This window comes from Bacteroides sp. MSK.20.82, from assembly GCF_019052485.1.
GTDB classification, from domain to species: Bacteria; Bacteroidota; Bacteroidia; order Bacteroidales; family Bacteroidaceae; genus Bacteroides; species Bacteroides thetaiotaomicron.
On the sequence record NZ_JAHQUN010000062.1, the window covers coordinates 1 to 24,971 of the forward strand.

Annotated in this window: 23 protein-coding genes; 14 read left to right on the top strand and 9 right to left on the bottom strand. The window is 47.2% G+C overall.

Annotated features, from left to right (window positions below):
* Positions 1-364: 364 nt before the first annotated feature.
* Positions 365-1,273, bottom strand: coding sequence for an NAD kinase (locus tag KTR07_RS25265; protein ID WP_008760837.1), 909 nt, complete (start codon positions 1,271-1,273; stop codon positions 365-367).
* Between the two features lie 112 nt (positions 1,274-1,385).
* Here KTR07_RS25265 and KTR07_RS25270 point away from each other — a divergent pair, with 112 nt between their 5' ends.
* The 14 genes from KTR07_RS25270 (at position 1,386) to folE (ending at position 13,040) form a co-directional block, all read left to right on the top strand.
* Entirely contained in the window at positions 1,386-2,099 is a 714-nt protein-coding gene (locus tag KTR07_RS25270; protein WP_048697017.1) for a pyridoxine 5'-phosphate synthase, read from the top strand.
* The gene (locus tag KTR07_RS25275; protein WP_008760839.1) at positions 2,099-2,818 is read left to right on the top strand and encodes a MotA/TolQ/ExbB proton channel family protein; all 720 of its coding nucleotides are present in this window, start codon (positions 2,099-2,101) and stop codon (positions 2,816-2,818) included. Before KTR07_RS25270 ends, KTR07_RS25275 begins: the two co-directional genes overlap by 1 nt.
* A 45-nt stretch (positions 2,819-2,863) precedes the next feature.
* On the top strand, positions 2,864-3,280 hold the full coding sequence (locus KTR07_RS25280; RefSeq protein WP_008760840.1) for a biopolymer transporter ExbD: 417 nt from the start codon (positions 2,864-2,866) through the stop codon (positions 3,278-3,280).
* Positions 3,281-3,321: 41 nt separating this feature from the next.
* Positions 3,322-4,200 (top strand): TonB family protein, encoded by an 879-nt coding sequence (locus KTR07_RS25285; protein WP_008760841.1) that lies wholly within the window; start codon positions 3,322-3,324, stop codon positions 4,198-4,200.
* A 25-nt stretch (positions 4,201-4,225) separates the two neighbouring features.
* Positions 4,226-4,777, top strand: coding sequence for a DJ-1 family glyoxalase III (locus tag KTR07_RS25290; RefSeq protein WP_016269433.1), 552 nt, complete (start codon positions 4,226-4,228; stop codon positions 4,775-4,777).
* Between the two features lie 7 nt (positions 4,778-4,784).
* Positions 4,785-5,444: a 2-C-methyl-D-erythritol 4-phosphate cytidylyltransferase gene (locus KTR07_RS25295; protein WP_054959611.1), complete on the top strand. Its 660-nt coding sequence runs from the start codon at positions 4,785-4,787 to the stop codon at positions 5,442-5,444.
* The gene (gene recG, locus KTR07_RS25300) at positions 5,445-7,541 is read left to right on the top strand and encodes an ATP-dependent DNA helicase RecG (protein ID WP_008760844.1); all 2,097 of its coding nucleotides are present in this window, start codon (positions 5,445-5,447) and stop codon (positions 7,539-7,541) included.
* 223 nt (positions 7,542-7,764) lie between these two features.
* The gene (ndk, locus tag KTR07_RS25305) at positions 7,765-8,229 is read left to right on the top strand and encodes a nucleoside-diphosphate kinase (RefSeq protein ID WP_008760845.1); all 465 of its coding nucleotides are present in this window, start codon (positions 7,765-7,767) and stop codon (positions 8,227-8,229) included.
* An 18-nt stretch (positions 8,230-8,247) separates the two neighbouring features.
* Positions 8,248-9,120, top strand: coding sequence for a peptidoglycan DD-metalloendopeptidase family protein (locus KTR07_RS25310; RefSeq protein ID WP_008760846.1), 873 nt, complete (start codon positions 8,248-8,250; stop codon positions 9,118-9,120).
* Between the two features lie 109 nt (positions 9,121-9,229).
* Positions 9,230-9,772: a DUF1599 domain-containing protein gene (locus tag KTR07_RS25315; protein ID WP_008760847.1), complete on the top strand. Its 543-nt coding sequence runs from the start codon at positions 9,230-9,232 to the stop codon at positions 9,770-9,772.
* Positions 9,762-11,075 (top strand): BT_3928 family protein, encoded by a 1,314-nt coding sequence (locus tag KTR07_RS25320; protein ID WP_008764181.1) that lies wholly within the window; start codon positions 9,762-9,764, stop codon positions 11,073-11,075. The genes KTR07_RS25315 and KTR07_RS25320 overlap by 11 nt, the downstream gene beginning before the upstream one ends.
* Positions 11,076-11,107: 32 nt before the next feature.
* Positions 11,108-11,866 carry a triose-phosphate isomerase gene (gene tpiA, locus KTR07_RS25325; protein ID WP_008760849.1) on the top strand — a complete coding sequence of 253 codons (759 nt, stop codon included), beginning with the start codon at positions 11,108-11,110 and terminating at the stop codon, positions 11,864-11,866.
* Positions 11,867-11,992: 126 nt separating this feature from the next.
* Positions 11,993-12,442, top strand: coding sequence for an SPOR domain-containing protein (locus KTR07_RS25330; RefSeq protein ID WP_008760850.1), 450 nt, complete (start codon positions 11,993-11,995; stop codon positions 12,440-12,442).
* Positions 12,443-12,449: 7 nt separating this feature from the next.
* A complete protein-coding gene (gene folE / locus KTR07_RS25335; RefSeq protein WP_008760851.1) occupies positions 12,450-13,040 on the top strand; it encodes a GTP cyclohydrolase I FolE in 591 nt (196 codons plus the stop codon).
* 91 nt (positions 13,041-13,131) lie between these two features.
* Here folE and dnaG read toward each other — a convergent pair whose 3' ends face one another.
* The 8 genes from dnaG to recJ form a co-directional block, all read right to left on the bottom strand.
* The gene (gene dnaG / locus KTR07_RS25340; protein WP_008764182.1) at positions 13,132-15,324 is read right to left on the bottom strand and encodes a DNA primase; all 2,193 of its coding nucleotides are present in this window, start codon (positions 15,322-15,324) and stop codon (positions 13,132-13,134) included.
* 114 nt (positions 15,325-15,438) lie between these two features.
* Positions 15,439-16,212 carry a prephenate dehydrogenase/arogenate dehydrogenase family protein gene (locus KTR07_RS25345; protein WP_008760853.1) on the bottom strand — a complete coding sequence of 258 codons (774 nt, stop codon included), beginning with the start codon at positions 16,210-16,212 and terminating at the stop codon, positions 15,439-15,441.
* A gap of 235 nt (positions 16,213-16,447) precedes the next feature.
* Positions 16,448-17,509, bottom strand: a complete 1,062-nt coding sequence (locus KTR07_RS25350) for a bifunctional 3-deoxy-7-phosphoheptulonate synthase/chorismate mutase type II (protein ID WP_008760854.1) — start codon at positions 17,507-17,509, stop codon at positions 16,448-16,450.
* 92 nt (positions 17,510-17,601) lie between these two features.
* Positions 17,602-18,783, bottom strand: a complete 1,182-nt coding sequence (locus KTR07_RS25355) for a pyridoxal phosphate-dependent aminotransferase (protein ID WP_048697019.1) — start codon at positions 18,781-18,783, stop codon at positions 17,602-17,604.
* Complete coding sequence (locus tag KTR07_RS25360) at positions 18,758-19,606, bottom strand: prephenate dehydratase (protein WP_008760856.1); 849 nt, start codon at positions 19,604-19,606, stop codon at positions 18,758-18,760. Before KTR07_RS25360 ends, KTR07_RS25355 begins: the two co-directional genes overlap by 26 nt.
* Before the next feature lie 350 nt (positions 19,607-19,956).
* On the bottom strand, positions 19,957-20,919 hold the full coding sequence (locus KTR07_RS25365; RefSeq protein WP_008764184.1) for a lipopolysaccharide assembly protein LapB: 963 nt from the start codon (positions 20,917-20,919) through the stop codon (positions 19,957-19,959).
* Positions 20,920-20,958: 39 nt separating this feature from the next.
* On the bottom strand, positions 20,959-22,863 hold the full coding sequence (locus tag KTR07_RS25370) for an ATP-dependent DNA helicase RecQ (protein ID WP_113748839.1): 1,905 nt from the start codon (positions 22,861-22,863) through the stop codon (positions 20,959-20,961).
* Positions 22,856-24,574, bottom strand: coding sequence for a single-stranded-DNA-specific exonuclease RecJ (gene recJ, locus KTR07_RS25375; RefSeq protein WP_008760859.1), 1,719 nt, complete (start codon positions 24,572-24,574; stop codon positions 22,856-22,858). The genes KTR07_RS25370 and recJ overlap by 8 nt, the downstream gene beginning before the upstream one ends.
* Positions 24,575-24,971 lie beyond the last annotated feature (397 nt).

Below are 24,971 nucleotides of genomic sequence, written 5' to 3' on the forward strand. Positions count from 1 at the left end.
CTTTTATTCATTTTAGTTGATACTTATAGTAGTCAACCAAATCCAGGGTAAGACACAGCGTATGGAAACTTATTATACTAGAGTGTTCATTATGTGTCGGACAGAATATGAATAATTATAAAATATGGGGTGAGATGTTTTTCTAAAAAGGTTACTGTGAAGTACCCGAACGGGGATAAACCCTTTATAGCATGTGTATGTTGCCCACAACATGCTTATTGCTTATATAAACGGAGTCTCTTGGATGCCCGTTTTATATAATTGTTTGTTTTTGTTTAAGTACATTCTGTCCTGGTGAGGAAGGATGTACTTTTTTATGCCCGAAGGTCCGGAATCAGATAGTCACGAAGGTCCGGTCGGAAGATCAACGCCTTCCGTCCGCTCCCCACATCATCTTGCTGCGGAGGGTATCGAAGAAAATATGATTGAACCGTTTCACTACTTTTATACTGTAGTCTGCCCGGCGAATGGTCAGCTGAGTCGTCTCCTTGCACGTTTCGCTGCTGCCGTCGATGGCAACGAGGAAGTTATGGCTGCGGCTTTCCACGTCCAGCGTGATTTCCCAGTCGTCACGAATGACGATAGGACGGACGTTGAGGCTGTGCGGAGCTACCGGGGTAATGGCGATCGTATTGGAATGAGGAACGATGATCGGGCCGCCTACGCTTAATGAATACGCAGTAGAACCGGTAGGAGTGGCAATCACCAGTCCGTCTGCCTGATAAGTATTCAGATAAGCACCGTTGATCGCAGTGCGGATGCTGATCATGGAAGAACTGTCCCGCTTGAGCACCGCAATTTCGTTGAGGGCATAGGGCGATTCCTGAAGATTTCTGTCATTGCAGATAAGTTGTAATACACTTCGTTCCTCCACACTGTATCTGCCTGCCTGAATCTCTTCGAAAGTCACCTCCATCTCTTCGGGTGAAACATCGGCAAGAAATCCCAGTCGCCCTGTGTTGATGCCGAGAATGGGGATTTGTTTTCTACCCACCCGGCGGGCAGCTTTCAGAAATGTGCCGTCACCTCCGATGCTGATAACCATATCGGCTGTGAAGTCGTTGCCTTCGAGCAGGGCGTCGACAGGCACTTCCATTTTTAAATCTGCCGTCAGGAACTGGTAAAACTCCCGGCACATACAGATTTCCGCTCCCTGCTTCTTGAGAAGCTCGAACAGTCTGAGTGCATGCAAAGACTTTTTAGGCTGATACGTATTTCCGAAAATGGCAAATTTCATAAGCTGTTTCATTAGTTTCGGTTGCAAAATTGGCATTTTTTCTTGGATTTCTACTTTAAATAACCAAAAAAGAACTGAGAATGCGTTTCGTATTATTAGGCAACTAATAATAATATTTGTATTTTTGCGGCAAATATTGCGTAAAACTATGACTAAATTAAGTGTAAACATAAACAAGGTTGCTACATTGAGAAATGCACGCGGAGGGGATATCCCCAATGTGGTGAAGGTAGCACTTGATTGTGAAGCTTTCGGGGCTGACGGTATTACGGTTCATCCCCGTCCCGACGAACGCCACATCCGCCGGGCAGATGTATATGATCTGCGTCCGTTGTTGCGGACCGAATTCAATATCGAGGGCTACCCGTCGCCGGAGTTTATAGACCTGGTATTGAAAGTGAAACCTCATCAGGTGACGCTGGTTCCTGACGATCCTTCGCAGATTACTTCCAACTCCGGTTGGGATACAAAAGCAAATCTGGAATTTCTGTCGGAAGTTCTCGATCAGTTCAACAGCGCGGGCATCCGTACTTCCGTCTTTGTTGCCGCCGACCCGGAGATGGTGGAATATGCGGCAAAAGCAGGTGCCGACCGTGTGGAACTTTATACGGAACCCTATGCTACGGCATATCCGAAGAATCCGGAAGCGGCTGTTGCCCCATTTGTGGAAGCAGCCAAAACAGCCCGCAAGCTGGGCATCGGCTTGAACGCCGGACACGACTTGAGTCTTGTGAATTTAAACTATTTCTATAAAAACATTCCTTGGGTGGACGAAGTATCCATAGGTCATGCCTTGATCAGCGACGCATTGTATCTGGGACTGGAACGTACTATTCAGGAATATAAAAACTGTCTACGCTAATGAATGTATTGATGTTATTGGCCCAGGGTGCCATGAATATGGCCGACTCGCTGGCAACTGCCAACCCGGTGCTGACTCCGGTCAGCGCTCCCGAGATGAATATGCTTGATATGGCTATCAAGGGTGGTTGGATTATGATTGTACTGGGTGTACTGTCTGTAGTCTGTTTCTACATCTTATTTGAACGTAACTATATGATCCGTAAAGCGGGAAAAGAAGACCCGATGTTCATGGAACGGATCAAGGATTATATCCATAGCGGTGAAATCAAAGCGGCTATCCAGTATTGCCGCACGATGAACACTCCTTCGGCACGCATGATTGAAAAAGGAATCAGCCGTCTGGGACGTCCCATCAACGATGTGCAGGTAGCCATCGAGAATGTCGGTAATCTGGAAGTTGCCAAACTGGAAAAAGGCCTGACCGTCATGGCAACAATCTCCGGTGGTGCTCCGATGCTCGGATTCCTCGGTACGGTGACCGGTATGGTACGCGCATTCTACGAAATGGCGAATGCGGGAAGCGGAAACATCGATATAACCTTGCTTTCCGGCGGTATCTACGAAGCCATGATCACCACCGTAGGCGGTCTGATCGTGGGTATCATTGCCATGTTTGCTTACAACTACCTGGTGATGCTGGTAGACCGTGTAGTAAACAAAATGGAAGCTCGTACGATGGAATTTATGGACCTCTTGAACGAGCCTGCCCAAAAGTAACCCTGAGACGTTAATCACTATCATTAACCACTAATCAATAATAAAGTGGGATTAAAAAGAAGAAATAGAGTATCGCCCAATTTCAGTATGGCATCCATGACGGACGTCATCTTCCTGCTGCTGATATTCTTTATGATTACCTCTACGGTGGTGTCGCCCAATGCCATAAAGGTGTTGTTGCCGCAAGGCAAACAGCAGACTTCGGCCAAACCGCTGACAAGAGTCGTGATCGATAAAGACCTGAACTTCTACGCTGCTTTCGGCAATGAGAAGGAAAAGCCGCTGTCGTTGGACGAACTGACTCCGTTCCTGCAAGGTTGCGCGGAGAAAGAACCGGAGATGTATGTGGCATTGTATGCAGATGAGTCGGTGCCTTACCGTGAAATCGTGCGGGTGCTGAACATTGCGAATGAGAATCATTTTAAAATGGTGCTGGCTACACGCCCGCCGGAAAACAAATAAAGTAAGTAGTTGCTACTTAACTACTAAAAAAAGAAACAATTATGGACGACAGAAGAAAAAAGGGTGAATTCGTCGGCGCGCTGGGTGCACTGTTGGTACACGTGGCAGTGATAGCTCTTTTGATTCTGGTGAGCTTTACGGTTCCCCAGCCGGATGAAGACGCAGGCGGCGTACCTGTGATGCTGGGAAATGTGGAGTCTGCCCGAGGCTTTGACGACCCTTCGCTGGTGGACGTGGATATACTGCCCGAAGAACCGGAAGCACCTGCACCTGCGGAAACGCAGCCGGAACTGCCCTCGGAACAGGATCTGCTGACACAGACCGAAGAAGAAACGGTAGTGCTGAAACCGAAAACGGAACCTAAAAAGGAGACCGTGAAACCCAAAGAGGTAGTGAAGCCCAAAGAACCGGTGAAGAAACCCGAAAAGACAGAGGCGGAGAAAGCTGCCGAAGCGAAACGTCTTGCCGAAGAAAAAGCGGAACGTGAACGGAAAGCCGCCGAAGAAGCTGCGAAGAAAAAGGTTGCCAACGCTTTCGGAAAGGGAGCGCAGATGGGAGGCAGCAAAGGTACTTCCGCCAGCGGCACGGGAACAGAAGGCAGCAAGGACGGCAATTCATCCACCGGAGCGAAGACCGGAACCGGAGGTTACGGAACATTTGACCTTGGCGGACGTTCTTTAGGTACGGGCAGTCTGCCAAAGCCTGCCTATAATGTGCCCGAAGAAGGACGTGTGGTAGTCAATATCACCGTGAATCCGGCGGGAGTAGTCATTGGAACCAGTATCAATCCTCAAACGAACACCGTGAACTCCACCCTGCGGAAGGCAGCGGAAGACGCGGCGAAGAAGGCTCGCTTCAACACCGTGGAAGGACCGAACAACCAGACTGGAACCATCACTTATTATTTTAACCTGAGATAGTATCACTAATCAAAAATATAGGATTATGGGAACTGTATATGCTTTTTTTGCAGATGGCTTTGAAGAAATAGAAGCCTTTACTGCTGTCGACACTTTGAGACGTGCCGGACTGAATGTGCAAATTGTATCTGTCACTCCGGATGAAATTGTAATGGGCGCTCACGATGTGTCATTGCTCTGTGATATAAACTTTGAAAACTGCGATTTTTTTGATGCCGATCTGCTGTTGTTGCCCGGAGGAATGCCGGGAGCGGCTACGCTCGATAAACATGAAGGGCTGCGAAAACTGCTTCTTGACTTTGCAGCCAAAGGAAAACCGATCGCAGCGATCTGTGCGGCTCCGATGGTATTGGGCAAATTAGGTTTGCTGAAAGGTCGGAAAGCAACTTGCTACCCCAGCTTTGAACAATATCTGGAAGGTGCGGAATGTGTCAGTGAACCCGTAGTTCGGGACGGAAATATCATCACAGGTATGGGGCCGGGCGCTGCTATGGAGTTTGCTCTGACCATCGTAGATCTGTTGGTCGGCAAAGAAAAAGTAGACGAACTGGTAGAAGCGATGTGTGTAAAACGCTAAGCTGTCTATGAAACAATCTGTGATTATTGTCGCCGGTGGAAAGGGCTTGCGAATGGGAAGCGATCTTCCCAAACAATTTCTTCCTGTCGGTGGCAAACCTGTGCTGATGCGTACGCTGGAAGCATTCCGCAAGTACGATGCGATGCTTCAGATTATTCTGGTACTTCCCCGTGAACAGCAGGACTTTTGGAAACAGCTTTGCGAAGAACATCATTTTTCGGTGGAACATCTTGTGGCAGATGGCGGCGAGACCCGTTTTCATTCGGTGAAGAACGGGCTGGCGCTTGTGGAGGCTCCCGGTCTGGTAGGAGTGCACGACGGAGTTCGTCCGTTTGTAACCCTTGAAGTGATTCGCCGGTGTTACAAGCTGGCGGAACAACATAAAGCTGTGATTCCGGTGGTGGATGTAGTCGAAACGCTGCGCCATCTGACGGATGCCGGAAGCGAAACGGTGAGCCGTACTGAATATAAGTTAGTGCAGACTCCTCAGGTCTTTGAGGTGGAGCTGCTGAAACAGGCTTATGGACAGGAGTTTACTCCGTTCTTTACGGACGATGCTTCGGTGGTCGAAGCAATGGGCGTACCCGTATATCTGGCAGAAGGTAATCGTGAAAACATAAAAATAACAACTCCCTTTGACCTGAAGATCGGGAGTGCTCTCTTGTAAATGTTCGATTTAACCACACGCGACATCAAATTTATCTCCGGTGTAGGGCCTCAGAAGGCCGCAGTATTGAACAAGGAGTTGGAAATCTACTCGTTGTACGATCTGATTTATTATTTTCCTTATAAATATGTTGACCGGAGCCGCATCTATTACATTCACGAAATAGATGGCAATATGCCGTATATCCAGCTGAAAGGAGAGATTCTCGGCTTCGAGACGATAGGCGAAGGGCGGCAACGGCGGCTGACGGCCCATTTCTCCGATGGAACGGGAATCGTCGACCTGGTGTGGTTTCAAGGCATCAAATATATATTAGGTAAGTATAAACTTCACGAAGAATACATCATCTTCGGTAAGCCTACCGTGTTTAACGGGCGTATCAATGTGGCACATCCCGACATCGATAAGCCGGATGATCTGAAACTTTCTTCCGTCGGACTGCAACCTTATTATAATACGACGGAGAAAATGAAACGGAGTTTTCTCAATTCGCATGCGATTGAGAAGATGATGGCTACGGTGATCCAGCAGATACAGGAACCCCTGCCGGAAACGCTTTCTCCCAAAATCCTGTCGGACCATCATCTGATGCCTCTGACGGAGGCACTCCGGAATATCCATTTCCCGACGAATCCCGATTCGCTGCGCAGGGCTCAGTATCGTCTTAAATTCGAAGAACTGTTCTACGTGCAGCTGAATATCCTCCGCTATGCGAAAGACCGCCAAAGACGATATCGTGGATATATCTTTGAACGGGTAGGGGATGTTTTCAATACTTTCTATTCGCAGAACCTTCCTTTTCAGTTGACGGGTGCACAGAAACGGGTACTGAAAGAAATAAGGAATGATGTGGGAAGCGGCCGGCAGATGAACCGTCTGCTTCAAGGAGACGTGGGTAGTGGTAAAACCTTGGTAGCATTGATGAGCATGCTGCTTGCACTGGACAACGGTTTTCAAGCGTGCATGATGGCTCCCACCGAAATTTTGGCGAACCAGCATTACGAGACAATCAAGGAACTGCTTTTCGGTATGGATATCCGTGTCGAACTGCTGACCGGATCTATCAAAGGAAAGAAGAGGGAAGCGATCCTGACCGGACTGCTGACGGGAGATGTGAAAATCCTGATAGGTACGCACGCGGTCATTGAAGATACGGTGAACTTCTCTTCTTTGGGACTGGTCGTTATTGACGAACAACACCGCTTCGGAGTGGCACAGCGTGCCCGCCTCTGGACGAAAAATATACAGCCGCCTCACGTGCTGGTGATGACCGCCACACCTATTCCGCGTACACTGGCGATGACGTTGTATGGCGATCTGGATGTTTCTGTCATTGACGAGCTGCCGCCGGGACGGAAACCGATAACCACCATTCATCAGTTTGACAACCGTCGGGAAAGTATGTACCGCGCCGTACGCAAGCAGATAGAAGAAGGACGGCAGGTGTACATCGTCTATCCTTTAATAAAGGAAAGCGAGAAGATCGACCTCAAGAATCTGGAAGAAGGTTACCAGCATATCCTGGAAGAGTTTCCCGGCTGTACCGTTGCCAAAGTTCACGGCAAGATGAAGTCTGCGGAGAAAGATGAGCAGATGCAGCTCTTTATTTCCGGACAAGCTCAGATTATGGTTGCCACTACCGTGATCGAAGTCGGGGTGAATGTCCCCAATGCTTCTGTGATGATCATTGAGAATGCCGAACGCTTCGGACTTTCGCAGCTTCATCAGTTGCGCGGTCGGGTGGGACGTGGCGCCGAACAGTCTTATTGTATCCTTGTGACGAACTACAAACTGACCGAAGACACGCGGAAACGGCTGGAAATAATGGTGCGCACCAATGACGGCTTTGAAATAGCGGAAGCGGACTTGAAACTGCGCGGTCCCGGTGATTTGGAGGGGACGCAGCAAAGCGGCATTGCCTTCGATCTGAAGATTGCGAACCTTGCCCGTGACGGTCAGTTGTTACAGTACGTCCGTTCGATAGCCGAAGATATCGTAGATAACGACCCGTCGGCTCAAAGTCCGGAGAATGAGATTCTGTGGCGGCAACTGAAATCTCTCCGGAAAACGAATGTTAACTGGGCGGCTATAAGTTGAAAAACGGTTAAACATGCAGTTTATTTGCGGGAATGTGTTGCAAAACATGTTTCGTTTCTATTCCTCCTATTTATAGGGCTTTAACGCTGCTTTTTCTGTTCTTTTCATCTCCGTACTTCTGAAAAATAGTTAATGACTTACTTGCCCTTTCATCGGAAAATACTATCTTTGGGGGAATTTTTTATAGTAAATGTATAGTTTAATCTTTTGAAAGTCACACATCATGATCGAAAAAACGCTGGTTATTTTGAAGCCGTGTACCCTTCAACGGGGATTGGTTGGTGAGATCACTCATCTCTTTGAACGTAAAGGACTACGGTTGGCCGGCATGAAAATGATGCAACTGACGGATGAATTATTAAGCGAGCATTATGCCCACCTGAGCAGCAAGCCTTTCTTTCAGCGCGTGAAAGATTCGATGATGGCAACTCCTGTCATTGTTTGTTGTTACGAAGGTGTGGATGCTATTCAAGCAGTCCGTACGTTGGCGGGACCAACTAATGGACGTCTGGCTGCGCCGGGAACCATTCGTGGGGATTATAGTATGAGTTTTCAAGAAAACATCGTTCATACTTCCGATTCTCCGGAAACTGCGGCTATCGAATTAACGAGATTTTTTAAACCTGAAGAGATATTCGACTACAAACAGGCGACTTTTGACTACCTGTATGCGAACGACGAATATTAATTGAATTGACAAGAACGAATGAATTTCAATTGCATTATTAAAACAGGATTGGTAGCTGTAGCAGCTATGGTCAGCCTGAGCTCTTTCTCTCAAGACCTGATTGCCCGCCAAGCTCCGATAGACAAGAAATTAAAAACCGTAGACTCTTTGGCACTTCAGAAACAGATCCGTGCCGAACAGTCGGAATATCCCGCCTTAAGTCTTTATCCAAACTGGAATAACCAGTATGCACATGCTTACGGCAATGCTATCATCCCCGACACTTATACCATCGACCTCACAGGCTTCTGTATGCCGACTCCGAGTACGAAGATTACTTCGCCTTTCGGTCCCCGCTGGAGAAGAATGCACAATGGTCTGGACCTGAAGGTGAACATCGGTGACACGATTGTAGCTGCCTTTGACGGTAAAGTACGTATCGTGAAGTATGAACGCAGAGGATATGGTAAATATGTAGTGATTCGTCATGACAATGGATTGGAAACCATATACGGACACTTGTCCAAACAACTCGTTGAAGAAAATCAATTGGTAAAAGCCGGTGAAGTGATCGGTCTGGGTGGTAACACCGGACGTTCTACCGGTTCTCATCTCCACTTTGAAACCCGCTTTCTGGGAATTGCCATCAACCCGATTTATATGTTCGACTTCCCGAAACAGGATATCGTAGCCGATACTTATACTTTCCGCAAGACGAAAGGTGTGCGTAGTGCCGGTTCTCACGACACTCAGGTAGCCGACGGAACGATCCGTTATCATAAAGTGAAGAGCGGAGATACATTGTCACGTATCGCTAAAGTGCGTGGAGTATCGGTCAGCACGCTTTGTAAGCTGAACCGTATCAAGCCGACGACCACCTTGCGTATCGGACAAGTTTTACGTTGTTCGTAAAGATGTAATACAATAATAGCTTTGGAAGAGGGCACTTTAATATAATTTAGAGTGCCCTCTTTCTGTTTTTACTTAATTATTGTTACCTTTGCGCACTATTTGGAAGAAGATGAAAGATACCAAGCAACAATTTGAACATGTCATCGCCTTGTGCCGTGACTTATTCTCCAAGAAGCTGCACGATTACGGGCCTGCATGGCGTATCCTGCGTCCGGCTTCGGTTACTGACCAGATTTTTATCAAAGCTAACAGGATTCGTAGTATCGAAACCAAAGGGGTGACTCTGGTTGACGAAGGAATCCGTTCGGAATTTATTGCGATAGTCAATTATGGCATTATCGGTCTGATCCAGCTGGAACTGGGCTATGCCGAATCTGCCGACATCAGCAATGAGGAGGCTTTGGCTTTATATGACAAGCATGCAAAGGAAGCGCTGGAGCTGATGCTTGCCAAAAATCATGACTATGATGAGGCTTGGCGCAGTATGCGTGTGAGTTCCTACACAGACTTGATTCTGATGAAGATATACCGTACCAAGCAGATTGAAAGTCTGGCAGGGAACACGTTGGTGTCGGAAGGTATCGATGCTAACTATATGGATATGATTAATTATTCAGTATTCGGATTGATCAAGATAGAATTTGAAGGATAAGAACTTACATATCATCCAGAAGACAGGAGCGAATGTCTGCCGTTTCCTTTTAGCGGCATCGTTCATCTTTTCCGGTTTTGTGAAGGCTGTCGACCCGCTGGGCTTCCAGTATAAGATACAGGACTATCTGACCGCCTTCGGGGTGATTTCATGGTTTCCTTCTTTCTTCCCGTTGTTGGGAGGCATTATATTATCCGCCATCGAATTTTCAATCGGTATCTTCCTGTTCTTCGGTATCAAGAAAACAATCTCTACCACATTGGCGTTGGTGCTGATGATTTTCATGACACCGCTGACGCTGTATCTGGCGATTTTCGATCCGGTGTCGGACTGCGGCTGTTTCGGCGATGCCTGGGTGTTGACTAACTGGGAGACATTTGCAAAGAACATCGTACTGCTGCTTGCCGCGATTGCTACATTCCAGTGGAGGAAAATGCTGATCAGATTCGTTACCCGAAAGATGGAATGGCTGATTTCTCTGTACACGATATTCTTTGTATTTACACTGTCGTTTTACTGTCTGGACCGTCTGCCTGTGCTGGACTTCCGTCCTTACAAGATCGGACAGAATATCATGAAAGGCATGAGTATTCCCGAAGGGGCGAAACCGAGTGTATATGAGAGTGTCTTTATCCTGGAAAAGAACGGGGAAAAGAAAGAGTTTACACTAGACAATTATCCGGACAGCACATGGACCTTTGTCGATACGCATACCATTCTGAAAGAAAAAGGATACGAGCCTTCGATCCACGACTTCTCCATGATGGATATGAGCACGGGTGATGATATCACGGAAGACGTGCTGACGGATATGGGATATACCTTCCTGCTGGTGGCACATCGTATCGAAGAGGCGGACGACAGTAACATTGATTTGATTAATGAGATATATGACTACTCGGTAGAGCATGGTTACAGATTCTACTGCCTCACTTCCTCACCGGAAGAGCAGATAGAATTGTGGAAGGACAAGACCGGTGCGGAATATCCTTTCTGCCAGATGGATGACATTACGCTGAAGACGATGATTCGCTCTAATCCGGGACTGATGCTGATAAAAAACGGTACGATTCTGAACAAATGGAGTGATGAAGACATTCCGGATGAATATGTACTGACTGACAAACTGGAGAATCTGGAACTCGGTCAGCAGAAGGTCCGGAGTGACGTACATACGATTGGATATGTTTTCTTGTGGTTTGTCATTCCGCTGTTGCTGGTGTTGGGAGTGGACATTCTGATTGTCCGCCGACGCGAACGGAAGAACGAAAAGCGGAAGCAGCAACAGGAAGTAAAAGAATAATAAATTTATTAACCCTTTAAATAAAGAACAAAATGAGAAAGAACATTGTTGCAGGAAACTGGAAAATGAACAAAACCCTTCAAGAGGGTATCGCTTTGGCAAAAGAACTGAACGAAGCATTGGCTAACGAAAAGCCTAACTGTGATGTAATCATCTGTACTCCGTTTATTCACCTGGCATCTGTAACTCCGTTGGTAGACGCTGCTAAGATCGGTGTAGGTGCTGAAAACTGTGCAGACAAGGCATCCGGTGCATATACAGGTGAAGTTTCTGCTGAAATGGTAGCTTCTACAGGTGCAAAATATGTAATCCTGGGTCACTCAGAACGTCGTGCTTACTACGGTGAAACTGTTGCTATCCTCGAAGAAAAAGTAAAATTGGCTCTGGCTAACGGTCTGACTCCGATCTTCTGTATCGGTGAAGTGCTGGAAGAACGCGAAGCTAACAAGCAGAACGAAGTAGTAGCTGCTCAGATGGAATCTGTATTCTCTCTGTCTGCTGAAGACTTCTCTAAGATCATCCTTGCTTACGAACCGGTTTGGGCTATCGGTACAGGTAAAACAGCTTCTCCCGAGCAAGCTCAGGAAATCCACGCTTTCATCCGTTCAATCGTAGCTGACAAGTATGGCAAGGAAATCGCTGACAACACTTCTATCCTTTACGGTGGTAGCTGCAAGCCTTCTAACGCTAAAGAACTGTTCTCTAACCCCGACGTAGACGGTGGACTGATTGGTGGTGCTGCTCTGAAAGTTTCTGACTTCAAGGGTATTATCGATGCGTTCAATGCATAATTAGAATATCTTTCGGGAACTGACTAAAAAGTAGATAGTAACTCTAAACTCTCCTCCTTCAGGAAGGAGGGGAATTGCAGATAGTATCGACTTTTTAGCCACTTCCTGAAATTAAACTTTTATCGAATGAGAAAACTAGGTTTACTTTTATGGATGCTGGCTTTTACCGCTGTTGGTGCACAGGCGCAGAACATCATCAAGAGTCTGGAACGTACAGTGCCGGGACAGGGAAAGGTGACGATTCATCAAGACCCTAAGATAGAGGCATTGATAGGCGTGGAACGTCCTTCTATGGGCGAACAGAAAGTGTTGAAAGCAGCCGGATTCAGAATACAGGCGTATGCCGGTAATAATACCCGTGAGGCAAAGAATGATGCTTATCGTGTAGCTTCCCGCATCAAAGAGTATTTCCCCGAACTGACGATTTACACTTCGTTCAATCCTCCCCGCTGGCTTTGTCGTGTGGGTGATTTCCGGAGCATTGAAGAGGCGGACGCGATGATGCGTAAACTCAAGGCAACCGGTGTATTCAAAGAGGTCTCTATCGTCAAAGACCAGATCAATATTCCTTTATAATTGTATCATGTTAGAAAAAGAAGAAATTGTCTCTCCGAATCTGGAGGAGTTGAAAAGTCATTATCACAGTATTATTACTTTGTTGGGTGAAGATGCCGGAAGGGAAGGTTTGCTGAAGACCCCCGAACGTGTTGCGAAGGCTATGCTGAGTCTGACAAAAGGTTATCACATGGACCCTCATGAAGTGTTGCGTTCGGCTAAGTTTCAGGAAGAATACAGTCAGATGGTGATAGTGAAAGACATTGATTTCTTCTCTCTCTGCGAACACCATATGTTGCCGTTCTACGGAAAAGCACATGTGGCATATATCCCTAACGGCTATATCACGGGATTGAGCAAGATTGCCCGGGTAGTCGATATCTTTTCCCATCGCCTGCAAGTGCAGGAACGCATGACGCTGCAAATCAAAGATTGTATCCAGGAGACACTGAACCCATTGGGAGTGATGGTGGTAGTGGAGGCAAAGCATATGTGTATGCAGATGCGCGGTGTAGAAAAACAAAATTCTATTACTACTACTTCAGACTTTACAGGAGCTTTCAATCAAGCCAAGACTCGCGAAGAGTTTATGAATCTGATTCAGCACGGCAGGGTGTAATACGCTTTACAAAATGTGGACGATGTAGTTCCCCGTCAATGAGGATTGCCTCCGGTACCGATGAAGGGGTGTCTCGGCACCGATGAGAAATTTAGCGTAATACAACGCGGTCGCCCAGGCGCTTCGCCATCAGACTTTGCACTTCCCGCATCTCATTGTAACGCTGCATCAGCGAATTACATTTCTCATTGTCATGAGCGAGTGCCGGATCTTGCAGGGCATAAAGCATATGTTTCAGTTCTTCCGTGACAATCGCATACTTGAAGTTGATCATCAACATCGGGACGAGTTCGTACAGCCGTTCTTCATCTGTCACGATCTTCTGTGATTTCGAGTGATACTTACTTAGCTGATAACGTACATTGATCAAGTCCACGCTCAACCGGCTGATGGTCTGGTCGGGATGTGCCAGGAAATAGCGTTCCGCGATAAAACCGGCATCGTGTATATGCGTGGCGGCTTCTGTCAGAATCTGTCGGTGCAACGGATTATGGAAAGCCAGGTCGTCTTCCTTCAGATCATTCACCACATATTCGATAACGGTTACCGGAATTTCATTTCCTTCTTCGTCGGTAAGGTTGCACATCACTTTTTCACCATAACGGACTACTGCCTGCAGGATCAATCGCTCAAACTTATAGAACTCCTGACCTTCTTTCCCTTCCTGTGGAATAAAGGAGGTATAAGAATCTCCGGGAACAGTGGTATCCGTAGTGGAGGCAGGTGCATTGCCGGGAGGAAATCCTGCCGCACCTCCTGTAGCAGCGGACATCGGATCTGCGAAAGATACGATATTGCCATCGTCATCATATTCGGGTTCCGGTGGCATTCCTGCATTGCCGTAGGGGCTCGATGGACTAGAATAAGTCGGAGCACCGGAATAAGCCGGTGTGCCGGAAGCGGCAGCTGTACCGGAAGTATCTCCGGTTGTTGAAGATGAATGATTATAGCTGGGACGATTGGCTTTTTCAGCCTGCGCCTCTCTTAATTTGGCGACTTCCGCTACCAGCAGTTTTTCTTCGATGCGCAGATGTTGGCTGCATTCTTTGATGTAGACATCCCGTATAATGGCTTCCGGTATGACGGAAATGCTTCGTACGATATTCGAAATCAGTTCCGCGCGTTTGATCGGATCTCTTCCCGCGTCTTCCATCAGAAGGTCGGTCTTGAAGCGGATGAAATCTTTCTCGTGCTCATGGATGAATGCCTGGAATTCTTCCGAATTATGTTTGCGGGCGAAGGAGTCCGGGTCGTCTCCGTCCGGAAGCAGGCATACTTTGATGTTCATGCCTTCTTCCAGCAGCATATCGATTCCGCGGATAGAGGCTTTGATACCGGCTACGTCACCGTCATAGAGTACGGTAATGTTATTGGTGAAACGGTGGATCAGACGAATCTGTCCAGGCGTCAATGCGGTGCCCGATGAAGCGACTACGTTTTCTATGCCCGACTGATGCATGGAGATAACGTCCGTGTATCCTTCCACAAGGAAACATCTGTCCTGCCTGACAATCGCCTGTTTGGCAAAATAGATTCCGTATAGCTCGTTACTCTTGTGGTAAATTTCCGACTCGGGAGAGTTGACATATTTCACCTTTACCCCTTTGGTGGCGGTGCTGAGCACACGTCCGCCGAAGGCGACCACCTTTCCGGAAAGGGTATGGACGGGGAAAATCACACGTCCCCAGAAGCGGTCACGAAGACGGTGGTCATCCGTTTCGTAGCAGATTCCCGTTTTCACCAGGAATTCTTTCTTGTAGCCTTTGCGCAATGCTTCTTGTGACATGGCATCATGGCTTTCCGTACAGTAACCCAACTGGAATTTCTCAATGATGTCATCACGAAATCCACGCTGACGGAAATAAGCTAGACCGATGCTGCGCCCGTCCACATGATTCTTTAAGATATTCTGAAAGTAATCGCGGGCGAAGTTGTTGACAATGAACATACTTTCGCGCGTTGTCTGCGCCTGTTTCTCTTCATTGGTCAGCTCCCGTTCTTTGATTTCGATGTTGTATTTCTTGGCGAGATATTTCAGTGCCTCGTAATACGACATCTGTTCGTGCTCCATGATGAAGTGGACCGAGTTTCCGCCCTTACCGCAGCTGAAACACTTGCAAAGTCCTTTGGCAGGGGAGACGCTGAATGACGGAGTCTTTTCGTTGTGGAACGGGCACAGACCTACATAGTTCACTCCGCGTTTGCGCAGGGTGACAAACTCAGACACTACATCTACAATCTGTGCGGCATCTAAAATTCGGTCTATGGTAACTTGATCTATCATTCTTCTTTTCTCCTGTGATTCCGTTTTTGCGGATACAAAGGTACATATAAAAAAATCCCCTGCAAAGAACTTTTTTGCAGGGGATGGTTAAATCTTATCGAAGGAGAGGATGATTTACTTGATCTTTTCCCGAATCTTGGTGAGGTAGGCTTTCATACCTTCCGCATCTTTCTTTTCGATGATTTCGAGAAGATTTTTCAGCTCTGTACGGATATTGGCCACTTGTCCCGGGGTGCGTGGGTTGAACAGGATTTCCTGCAGCAGGTAGTCATCTTCGCTCAGCAGCCCCTTTGCGATAGCCATGTGCTTCTTGAAAGTCGTTCCCGGAGCTTCCTGATGCTTCATCACGGCAGCAAATACGAAAGTCGAAACGAATGGGATGGAGAGCGAGTATGCCACCGTTTCATCATGTTCGTCGAACGTATATTCGAAGATGTTCAGGCGCAGCGTCTGGTAAAGGTCTTTGAAGAAAATCTTTCCCAAATGATCTCCTTCGCTGATGATAATCGCATTCTCGCTGCTCAGATTGCTGAGACTGGCAAATGTCGGTCCGAACATAGGGTGACTGGAAACGTAGCGGAATCCGCTTTCTTCGTAGAACTTCTTCAGTCCTGTCTTTACGGAAGCGATGTCACTGATGATACAGTCTTTGGGCAGCACAGGCAATACCTTGCGGAAAGCATCCAGCGTGTATTTTACGGTGACGGCATTGATGACCAGTTCGGGTTCGAATTCTTTGATTTCCTCCAGTGTGGTGAAACGATACGTGTTATACACGAAACGCAACTGGTGCGGGTTGACGTCAAACACGGCCGTCTCGTGCTGAAAACTCAGTATATCCGTAAAGAAGGAACCCATTTTACCGGCTCCGAGGATTAATATTCTCATATCTATTATTATTGGGGAGTTTCTCAAAAGTCAATAGTCTCTTCAAAAGTCAATAGTATCTCTAAAAGTTAATAGTATCTCACATTGGGGTGACTAACAAGTCGATTCTATCTTTATTCTCCTCCTTCCAGAAGGAGGAGAGGTAAGATACTACCGACTTTCTAGTCGGCCTCAGTTGTGTTACTGCCGACTTATTTGTTAGTTTCCATTTGATTTTTGAGTTCTTTTGGGCTTTTTATTTATTAATAATCTCTATCTGCTGGCGGACAGACTCTTCGTGGATTGCTTCGAAGATCAGCTTCATAAAGTCTGCGCTCATACCGCATTGTTCTCCTTGCGCACCGCGCTTTTCCAGGATTTCATTGTAGCGTCCTGCTTGAAGAACGGTGATTCCGTGTTCTTTTTTGTAAGTACCGATCTCACGTGCTACGCGCATTCTCTTAGCCAGTTCCTGGATGATGTTATCGTCGCATTCGTCGATTTGCTTACGCAGTTGGCTTAGGCTTTCTGTCGTCTGGGTTTCGGTACGGATCACCAATAAGTTGAGGATGTAGTCGAGTACATCGGGCGTTACCTGTTGAGAAGCGTCGCTCCACGCACAGTCCGGATTGCAGTGACTTTCCACGATCAGACCATCGAAGTTCAGGTCCATTGCCTGCTGGCAGAGCGGGGCAACCAGTTCGCGTTTTCCTCCGATGTGACTTGGGTCACAGAAAATCGGCAGGTTAGGCAGACGGCGACGCAGTTCGATAGGAATGTGCCATTGCGGAAGGTTGCGGTATATCTTTTTGTCATAGCTGCTGAAACCACGGTGGATAGCTCCCAAACGCTTCAAGCCTGCGTTGTGGATACGTTCCAGTGCACCGATCCACAATTCCAGGTCTGGGTTTACCGGATTTTTTACCAGCACGGGGATGTCGACCCCTTTCAATGCGTCGGCAATTTCCTGTACGGCGAAAGGATTGGCTGTGGTACGTGCGCCTACCCAAAGGATGTCGATTCCTGCTTTCAGACATTCGTAAACGTGTTTGGCAGTCGCTACTTCGGTAGAAACATACATACCTGTTTCTTTCTTCACTTCCTTCAGCCAGGCAAGTCCTTCCACACCGATTCCTTCGAAACCTCCCGGTTTGGTACGCGGTTTCCAGATACCGGCACGGTATATCTTTTGTCCTTTGGCTGCCAGTTGTTTGGCGGTTTCCATTACTTGTTCTTCAGTCTCTGCGCTACACGGGCCGGCGATAACAATCGGTCTTTTGGCTTCGATGCCCGGTAATAAAATTGATTCGAGTTCCATATTCTTATTGTTTTTATTTTATTCTTGTTCTTACTCTTTCGGGCAGGCGTTTCCTGGTCTGCCGCTGATTAACTTTTATCGGTCTTTTCTTTTTAAGAAAGCTTCTTGATTCTTTCCAATGCTTCCGCCAGTTTGGCATCCTTGCAACAAAGGGAAATACGGATAAACCTTGCTCCGTTGCTGCCAAAGATGAATCCCGGCGTGATAAATACCCTTGCCTGGTGCAATACTTTTTCGGTCAGTTCTTCTACATCCTTGCACGAAGCGGGAATCTTTCCCCAAAGGAACATACCCACCTGGTTTTCGTCGTAGGTACACCCCAGTGTTTTCATGATTTCGCCGGCCAGATGGCGACGGCCGCGATAGTTGTGGTTGTTACCTTCGTACCAGTCCGCTTCGGCTTCCAGAGCTGTGGCGGCTGCCAGTTGCATGGCACGGAACATACCGCTGTCGATATTGCTTTTTACTTTCAGTATCCATTGTACGAATTCGGCATTCGAAGCCAGCATTCCGATACGCCATCCCGGCATATTGTGGCTCTTGCTCATGGAGTTGAATTCGATGCAGCACTCTTTGGCTCCCGGTACGCTGAGAATACTGATCGGCTTTTCGTTCAGGATAAAGCTGTACGGGTTGTCATTCACGATGACGATATTCTTGCGGCGTGCGAAGTCTACCAGACGTTCGTAGAGTTCCGGAGTGGCGTTGGCTCCTGTCGGCATATTCGGATAGTTGGTCCACATTAGTTTCACGCGGCTCAGGTCCATCTTTTCCAATGTTTCGAAATCGGGCATCCAGCCGTCTTCTTCTTTCAGGTCGTAGCTGATTACTTCCGCACCGAGTATTTTACTCAGAGAAGTATAGGTGGGGTATCCCGGATTCGGCACCAGTACCTGTTCGCCCGGATTGACAAAAGCCAGTGTGACGTGAAGAATACCTTCTTTGGAACCGATCAGCGGCTGTATTTCCGTATTCGGATTCAGTTCCACTCCATACCAGCGTTGATACCAGGCTGCGAAACCTTTACGGAGTTCCGGTATGCCCACATACGGTTGGTAACCGTGTCCGTTGGGATCGTGAGCATTGTTGCACAATGTTTCGATGGTAACCTTTGAAGGAGGCATATCGGGACTTCCGATACCCAGACTGATAACGTCTTTTCCTTCTGCATTCATTTGTGCTACCTCTTTCAGCTTCTTTGAGAAGTAGTATTCGCTGACACTTGCCAGTCTTTCGGCAGGAGCGATTTTATACGTTTGACTTTCCTTCTGCATATTCGCCTAATATTTTAAGTTCTTTGGTTAATGGAGTAATTGCTGCTATAGATTGTTTATATCTCAGATAATCATTGAAAGATACATCGACGTAAAACTGATATTCCCATTCCCGTCCGATGATCGGCAGCGATTGTATCTTTGTCAGATTGATGTTGTAGAACGAAAGAATGGATAATACTTGCGACAGGCTTCCTTCTGTGTGTGGCAATGTGAATACCATGCTTGCCTTGTTGGTCGCCTTTGCGTGATGCTGGCGGAGTTCGTCCACTTGCCACGGATCGGCAACTACCAGAAAACGGGTGAAGTTGTGCTTGTTGGTTTCGATGCCTTCTTGGAGCACTTTCATTCCGTAGCGTTCTGCCGCCGTTTTCGAGCAAATGGCTGCATGCCCTTTCAGGTTTTCTTTCTTGATGATTTCCGCGCTGCGTGCCGTATCTTCTCCTTCCACTACTTTGAGTTGCGGATGCTGATTCAGAAAATCACGGCATTGCATCAGGGCGATAGGGTGGGAGTTGACTTCTGTCAGGTCTTCCCAGCTTTCTTCGGGCAGGCAGACGAAGCTATGTGAGATGCGCAGCTTGTATTCGCCGATAATCTGCGTACCGCTTTGTCTCAACAGTTCATTGTTGTGCAGCAGGCTTCCCGCTATCGTATTTTCGATGGCTAGCATTCCGATGACCTGGCTGTCTTTCCGTATCGAAGTAAACACGTCTTCGAAGTTGGCACAACAGATTAACTCTATTTCTTCTCCCTCGAAGTACTTGTGTGCGGCGATATCGTGATATGAGCCGAGTGTTCCTTGAATTGCTATCTTTTTCATTGTTCTAATAGGGTTATATAAAAAAATCCCGCGTCCATATGGAAGCGGGATTTATATGATTAATTTCTTCATCTCAGTCCTTAAGCATCATGTCACTTGATACATACAAACTCCCGCTCTACTTTCTGGCTAAAGTAAAAGTAAAAAAAGAAGTAATATGCATAAGAAAATGATTTCATACGAATCTTTGTTTCTGCTTTGGTTTCTAATTCTGGGGCAAAAGTAATAATTTTCTGTTAGATGCAAACAAAAAGCGATACTTTTTTTGTTTTCTTCTCTAAAAAAGATGAAAAGGTCACCTGATATGACAGTAATGTTTCAGTTAAAAATGAGTATATACCGCCGTCTGCCTAGAAGATTCCCGGGAGTGCTTCCGGTTTCGGTCCCAGGTTCTTGAATTCTCCGTTCAGACTAGCTTCGTCTTTTGGATTCAGCTCCAGTGACTTCTTCATGTCTTCTACGGAACCGTCTTTATCACCGTTCAGTAGTTTGGCGCGTCCGCGTTCTTTATAGGCTTCGGCGAAGTTCGGGTTCAACTCGATGGCTTCGTCAAACAGGGCGATTGCTTCCGCCAGTTTCTTCTGATTGATATAAAGCTGTCCCAGATAGAGATAGGCTTGTTCGTTGAATGGGTTTATTTCCGTTACGAACTTGTAGTCCGTTTCCGCTTCTTCTTCCTGTCCGTTGGCTTCTTTCACCTTGCCACGCAGCAGGATGGCGGTCTCTTCTTCCGGATTCTGGGCGAGTACGGCGTCTATGTCTTCCATTGTTTCCTTGTATTGCTTCATTTTCAGCAGAGCTTCCGCACGCATCAGACGGGCTTCGATGAAGTCGTCTTTCAGAGTGATGGCTTTCGTCAGATGAGCGATGGTCATGATTTCGTCATCCTGTCCTTTGCGGGCTTTTCCGAGCAGGAAGTGTGCGACTGCATTTCCTTCTTCGATGGCGATTGCTTTGCCGGCAGCCTCTTCCATTGCTTTGTAATCTTCCTGGATGTAGCAGACATTGGCCAGTGTGAGGAATGTGCTGGTCACATGAGGTTCCATTACTGCCATTTTCTCCAGAAGTTCGCGGGCTTTTTCGGTTTCTCCCATCGGGATGTAAAGTTGGCTGAGATAGCCCATCGTTTCGAAATCCTCTTCGATGGCAAGCGCCTCGGTAAAGCACTTTATGGCATAATCCGGACGTCCCATGCGTTGTGCACGCAAGCCGTCATATTTGAATATCTCGAAGTTTTTCTGATCGTTTTTCTGTTTTTCACTCTCCGGAGTTTCGGACTTACCGGAGAAAAAAGACTTAAAAAAGTTCGGCATGATAGTGTTGTTTTAGAGTTTATCTGCAAATGTAATAACTTATTTTGAAATATGTAGCATTCCGTCCTGCATCTTCAGCTCGCCTTCGTCCAATAAATATCGGATTACTTGTCCGATATCCTCTTTTTCCGCCTTTATCTGATCGGCTGTTTCGGCAGGAGTGAGAGGGCTGTGGCTGAGTAAGTTGAGTATTTGCCTTTTCACTTCTTCGTAAGATTTCTCGGATAAGTTGTCGGTGGCACGCTTGCTGAGGCAGACATCGCATTGCCCGCAGTTGTGTTCGTTTTTCTCTCCGAAGTAGCGGAGAAGCATCCGGCTCCGGCATATGTTTTCGGTGGTGACGTATTCTTCCATTGCCTTGATGCGTGCTTCATAGCGGGCTTTGCGCTCTTCGTAGACGCTGGCGGGAATATGCAGGAAGCGTAATTCCAGTCGTTCGCGCGTATATATAATATAAGGTGTCTTTTTGCGGGGAATGTAGTCCACGATACGGCGTTTGGTTAACGTCACCAATATATTATAGATTTGCTGGCGTGTCAGTCCGGTGCGGACGGCAAGAGACTCTTCGCTGATGTAGGCATAATCGGTGAAAACTCCTGTGTATGAGCGAAGAATACTCTGTATCAGAGCTTCCGCCTCCTTTCCCATCTCCCGCAACTTGTATAGTTCGTCCCGACGGATGGTAAAGAGAATCCGTGATGAATTATCCTGTTCGTCCGTGTATTCCAGATAGCCTGCCTGAGTCAGTATTTTCAAGGCACTGTCTACCGGCACCGGAAAGTATTTGAACTTTCGGCAGAACTCTTCCAGATTGAATTCACGGATACATTGAAAACCGTCGCCCATCGCCATTTGGTAATAGTACTGGAGATGTTCGTAGACATTCAGAATGTACTCTTTGTCGGGGAAGGTGTCGACCACTCGTTTATGGAGTGTTGTCTTGTCCGATTTGGAGTACAGGATGACGGCATAGGCTTTCTCTCCGTCTCTTCCGGCACGTCCGGCTTCCTGAAAGTAGGCTTCGGGAGAGTCAGGCAGGTCGAGATGCAGCACGATGCGGACATCCGGCTTGTCGATACCCATGCCGAAGGCATTGGTTGCCACCATGACGCGGACTTCTCCGCTTTGCCAGCGTTTCTGCCGGAGGTCTTTGACGGCGTTATCCAGTCCGGCATGATAGAAGTCGGCGGTTATGCCTTCGTTCATCAGCAGTTCGGTGATTTCTTTGGTACGGCGTCTGTTGCGGACATAGATGATGGCACTGCCCGATATTCGTTGCAGGATATACAGGAGTTCTTTCGTTTTGTTGTCGGTTTTGCGCACGATATATGCCAGATTCTTCCGTTCAAAGCTCATTCGGAAGACATTTCCTTCCCGGAATTTCAGACGGGCCTGAATATCTGTTACGACTTCCGGAGTGGCCGTAGCTGTCAGTGCCAGTACCGGAACTTCCGGCAATAGTTCCCGTATCTCTGCAATTTTCAGATATGCCGGGCGGAAGTCGTATCCCCATTGTGAGATACAGTGGCTTTCGTCTACCGTAATCATGGAGACTTTCATCGAACGCAACTTGGTGCGGAATATTTCCGTATCCAGCCGTTCCGGAGAAATATAAAGGAATTTGTAATTGCCGAAGATGCAGTTTTCGAGTGCGGTAAGTATTTCCTGCCGCGTCATGCCCGAATAGATGGCAAGAGCTTTGATTTCCCGCTTCCGCAGATTCTGCACCTGATCTTTCATCAGGGCGATAAGCGGGGTGATGACGATACAAATGCCCTCTTGGGCGAGAGCGGGCACTTGAAATGTAATAGACTTACCGCCTCCGGTAGGCATCAGTCCCAGTGTGTCTTTGCCTTCGCCGATACTGGTGATGATCTCCTCCTGCAAGTCGCGGAAGGAGTCATAACCCCAGTATTGTTTTAATATCTCCTGATACTTATTCAATCGGCTTTATATCCTCGATTTGAAGTTGGACTTCGCCACGCTTGTGCGTGTTCTCCTCGATCGTATAGCAGATGTCGAATGAACGCTTCGTCTTGATATAGCGCACATGAGAACTCTGTCCGAATGCGATGCCGTTCATGACGTTATTCGACTTGTTGTCAACCAGTTCCAGCTTGATATGTTCCTGATCGCGTCCCACTACTTTGCTGGTTCCGTAGTCATAGACGTGATGCGTACAGAAGATCGGTTTGATATTGTCCGGACCGAAAGGATTGAATTTCTTCAGGTCATTGAAGAATTTCGATGTGATGTCTCTGAAGTCGATCTCCGCATCTATATTGATGACGGCGCTGGTTTGTTCCGGCAGAATATGTTGTGACACATATTCTTCAAATCGTCGGGTAAAGGCTTCCACATTCTCCACTTTCATGGATAACCCCGCTGCATAGGTATGTCCGCCGAAGTTCTCCAACAGGTCGCGGCAATGTTCAATCGCTTTGTACACATCAAATCCGGAGACGGAACGTGCGGAACCGGTGGCCATATCATCCGTCCGTGTGAGTACTACTGCCGGGCGGTAGTAAACTTCTGTCAGACGGGATGCTACGATGCCGATGACACCTTTGTGCCATTCCTCATTATAAAGCACGATGGAACGGCGTTCGGACAGCCCTTCCAGATTGGCCACAATATTGTTAGCTTCTTCTGTCATGCTCTTGTCGAGGTCTTTCCGGGTTTCGTTGTACTGATTGATCTGTCCCGCTTTCTCCAGTGCGGCAGAAAAGTCCTTCTCTGTGAGGAGGTCCACCGCTTCCTTACCGTTCTGGATGCGTCCCGATGCGTTGATACGTGGTCCGATTTTGAACACGATATCGCTGACGGTGATCTCCTTTTCGGAGAGTCCGCATACATCGATGATGGCTTTCATGCCGACGCTGGGGTTGCTGTTCAGTTGCTTCAGGCCGTGATAGGCGAGAATACGGTTTTCGCCCATGATCGGGACGATGTCCGATGCAATGCTCACCGCTACGAGGTCGAGCAATGGAATCAGATGATGAAATTCAATACCATTGTTGATAGCAAATGCCTGCATAAACTTAAAACCAACTCCGCAACCGGAAAGGTGGGTGTATGGATAAGTGTTGTCCAGGCGTTTGGCATTCAGGATTGCGACGGCAGGGGGGAGGATATCGTCCGGCACATGATGGTCGCAGATGATAAAGTCGATTCCCTTTTCTTTCGCATACGTTATTTCCTCCACTGCTTTGATTCCGCAGTCGAGTACGATGATCAATCCTACGCCGGTCTCTGAGGCATAGTCAACTCCTTTTTTAGAAATGCCATACCCTTCGTTGTAGCGGTCGGGTATGTAATAGTCAATGTTCGAATAGAACTGTTGAATAAACTTGTAGACCAATGCTACGGCAGTAGTACCGTCTACATCATAATCTCCATAAATCAGAATACGCTCTTTCTTTCCCATCGCCTTGTTCAGACGTTCTACTGCAATGTCCATGTCCTTCATCAGGAACGGATCGTGCAGGTCGGGCAATTGCGGGCGGAAAAACTTCTTGGCATCTCCTGCCTTCGTTATTCCCCGCTGCACCAAAAGTTGTCCAAGTATCGGGCTAATGCCTAATTCCTGGGCCAATGTCTGGCTTGTCTCTGCCTGTTCGGGTGTAATGGGTTGATAATTCCATTTGTGATTCATTTTATATATTGTTTTTTCTTTTTCTGTTCTCAGGGGTCAGAAAGGCGCTACTTTCCAACAAGGGGTAAAAGTACGAAAAAAAGCGGAAGGGTATAGTAGATATGACGAAAATATTTCAAAACCTGTGGAATTAGCTCCTTACGGGCTTGGTATTCAAATGGAGTAAACTCGAATCAGTAATACGCTAAATTGTCAGTTCATATAAATCAAGCATCCGTATCATGTGGGGCAAGCGTTGGTTTCCTTGGAGGAAACGCCAGTTCCCTTTAAAAGGAACGGTCGTTTCCATTAAAAGGAACGCTCGTTCCCTCACTGGGAAACGACAGTTTCCATTACAAGAAATGATGTGTACTGGTTTTAGTTGACAACTTCGTTTGTTATAACTGAATTAGTTTAC

Excerpts from the sequence above, each read along its gene's own strand:
- KTR07_RS25265 (WP_008760837.1), bottom strand. The coding sequence starts at position 1,273 with ATGCCAATTTTGCAACCGAAACTAATGAAACAGCTTATGAAATTTGCC.
- KTR07_RS25270 (WP_048697017.1), top strand. The coding sequence starts at position 1,386 with ATGACTAAATTAAGTGTAAACATAAACAAGGTTGCTACATTGAGAAAT.
- KTR07_RS25275 (WP_008760839.1), top strand. The coding sequence starts at position 2,099 with ATGAATGTATTGATGTTATTGGCCCAGGGTGCCATGAATATGGCCGAC.
- KTR07_RS25285 (WP_008760841.1), top strand. The coding sequence starts at position 3,322 with ATGGACGACAGAAGAAAAAAGGGTGAATTCGTCGGCGCGCTGGGTGCA.
- KTR07_RS25290 (WP_016269433.1), top strand. The coding sequence starts at position 4,226 with ATGGGAACTGTATATGCTTTTTTTGCAGATGGCTTTGAAGAAATAGAA.
- KTR07_RS25295 (WP_054959611.1), top strand. The coding sequence starts at position 4,785 with ATGAAACAATCTGTGATTATTGTCGCCGGTGGAAAGGGCTTGCGAATG.
- recG (WP_008760844.1), top strand. The coding sequence starts at position 5,445 with ATGTTCGATTTAACCACACGCGACATCAAATTTATCTCCGGTGTAGGG.
- ndk (WP_008760845.1), top strand. The coding sequence starts at position 7,765 with ATGATCGAAAAAACGCTGGTTATTTTGAAGCCGTGTACCCTTCAACGG.
- KTR07_RS25310 (WP_008760846.1), top strand. The coding sequence starts at position 8,248 with ATGAATTTCAATTGCATTATTAAAACAGGATTGGTAGCTGTAGCAGCT.
- KTR07_RS25315 (WP_008760847.1), top strand. The coding sequence starts at position 9,230 with ATGAAAGATACCAAGCAACAATTTGAACATGTCATCGCCTTGTGCCGT.
- tpiA (WP_008760849.1), top strand. The coding sequence starts at position 11,108 with ATGAGAAAGAACATTGTTGCAGGAAACTGGAAAATGAACAAAACCCTT.
- KTR07_RS25330 (WP_008760850.1), top strand. The coding sequence starts at position 11,993 with ATGAGAAAACTAGGTTTACTTTTATGGATGCTGGCTTTTACCGCTGTT.
- folE (WP_008760851.1), top strand. The coding sequence starts at position 12,450 with ATGTTAGAAAAAGAAGAAATTGTCTCTCCGAATCTGGAGGAGTTGAAA.
- dnaG (WP_008764182.1), bottom strand. The coding sequence starts at position 15,324 with ATGATAGATCAAGTTACCATAGACCGAATTTTAGATGCCGCACAGATT.
- KTR07_RS25345 (WP_008760853.1), bottom strand. The coding sequence starts at position 16,212 with ATGAGAATATTAATCCTCGGAGCCGGTAAAATGGGTTCCTTCTTTACG.
- KTR07_RS25350 (WP_008760854.1), bottom strand. The coding sequence starts at position 17,509 with ATGGAACTCGAATCAATTTTATTACCGGGCATCGAAGCCAAAAGACCG.
- KTR07_RS25355 (WP_048697019.1), bottom strand. The coding sequence starts at position 18,783 with ATGCAGAAGGAAAGTCAAACGTATAAAATCGCTCCTGCCGAAAGACTG.
- KTR07_RS25360 (WP_008760856.1), bottom strand. The coding sequence starts at position 19,606 with ATGAAAAAGATAGCAATTCAAGGAACACTCGGCTCATATCACGATATC.
- KTR07_RS25365 (WP_008764184.1), bottom strand. The coding sequence starts at position 20,919 with ATGCCGAACTTTTTTAAGTCTTTTTTCTCCGGTAAGTCCGAAACTCCG.
- recJ (WP_008760859.1), bottom strand. The coding sequence starts at position 24,574 with ATGAATCACAAATGGAATTATCAACCCATTACACCCGAACAGGCAGAG.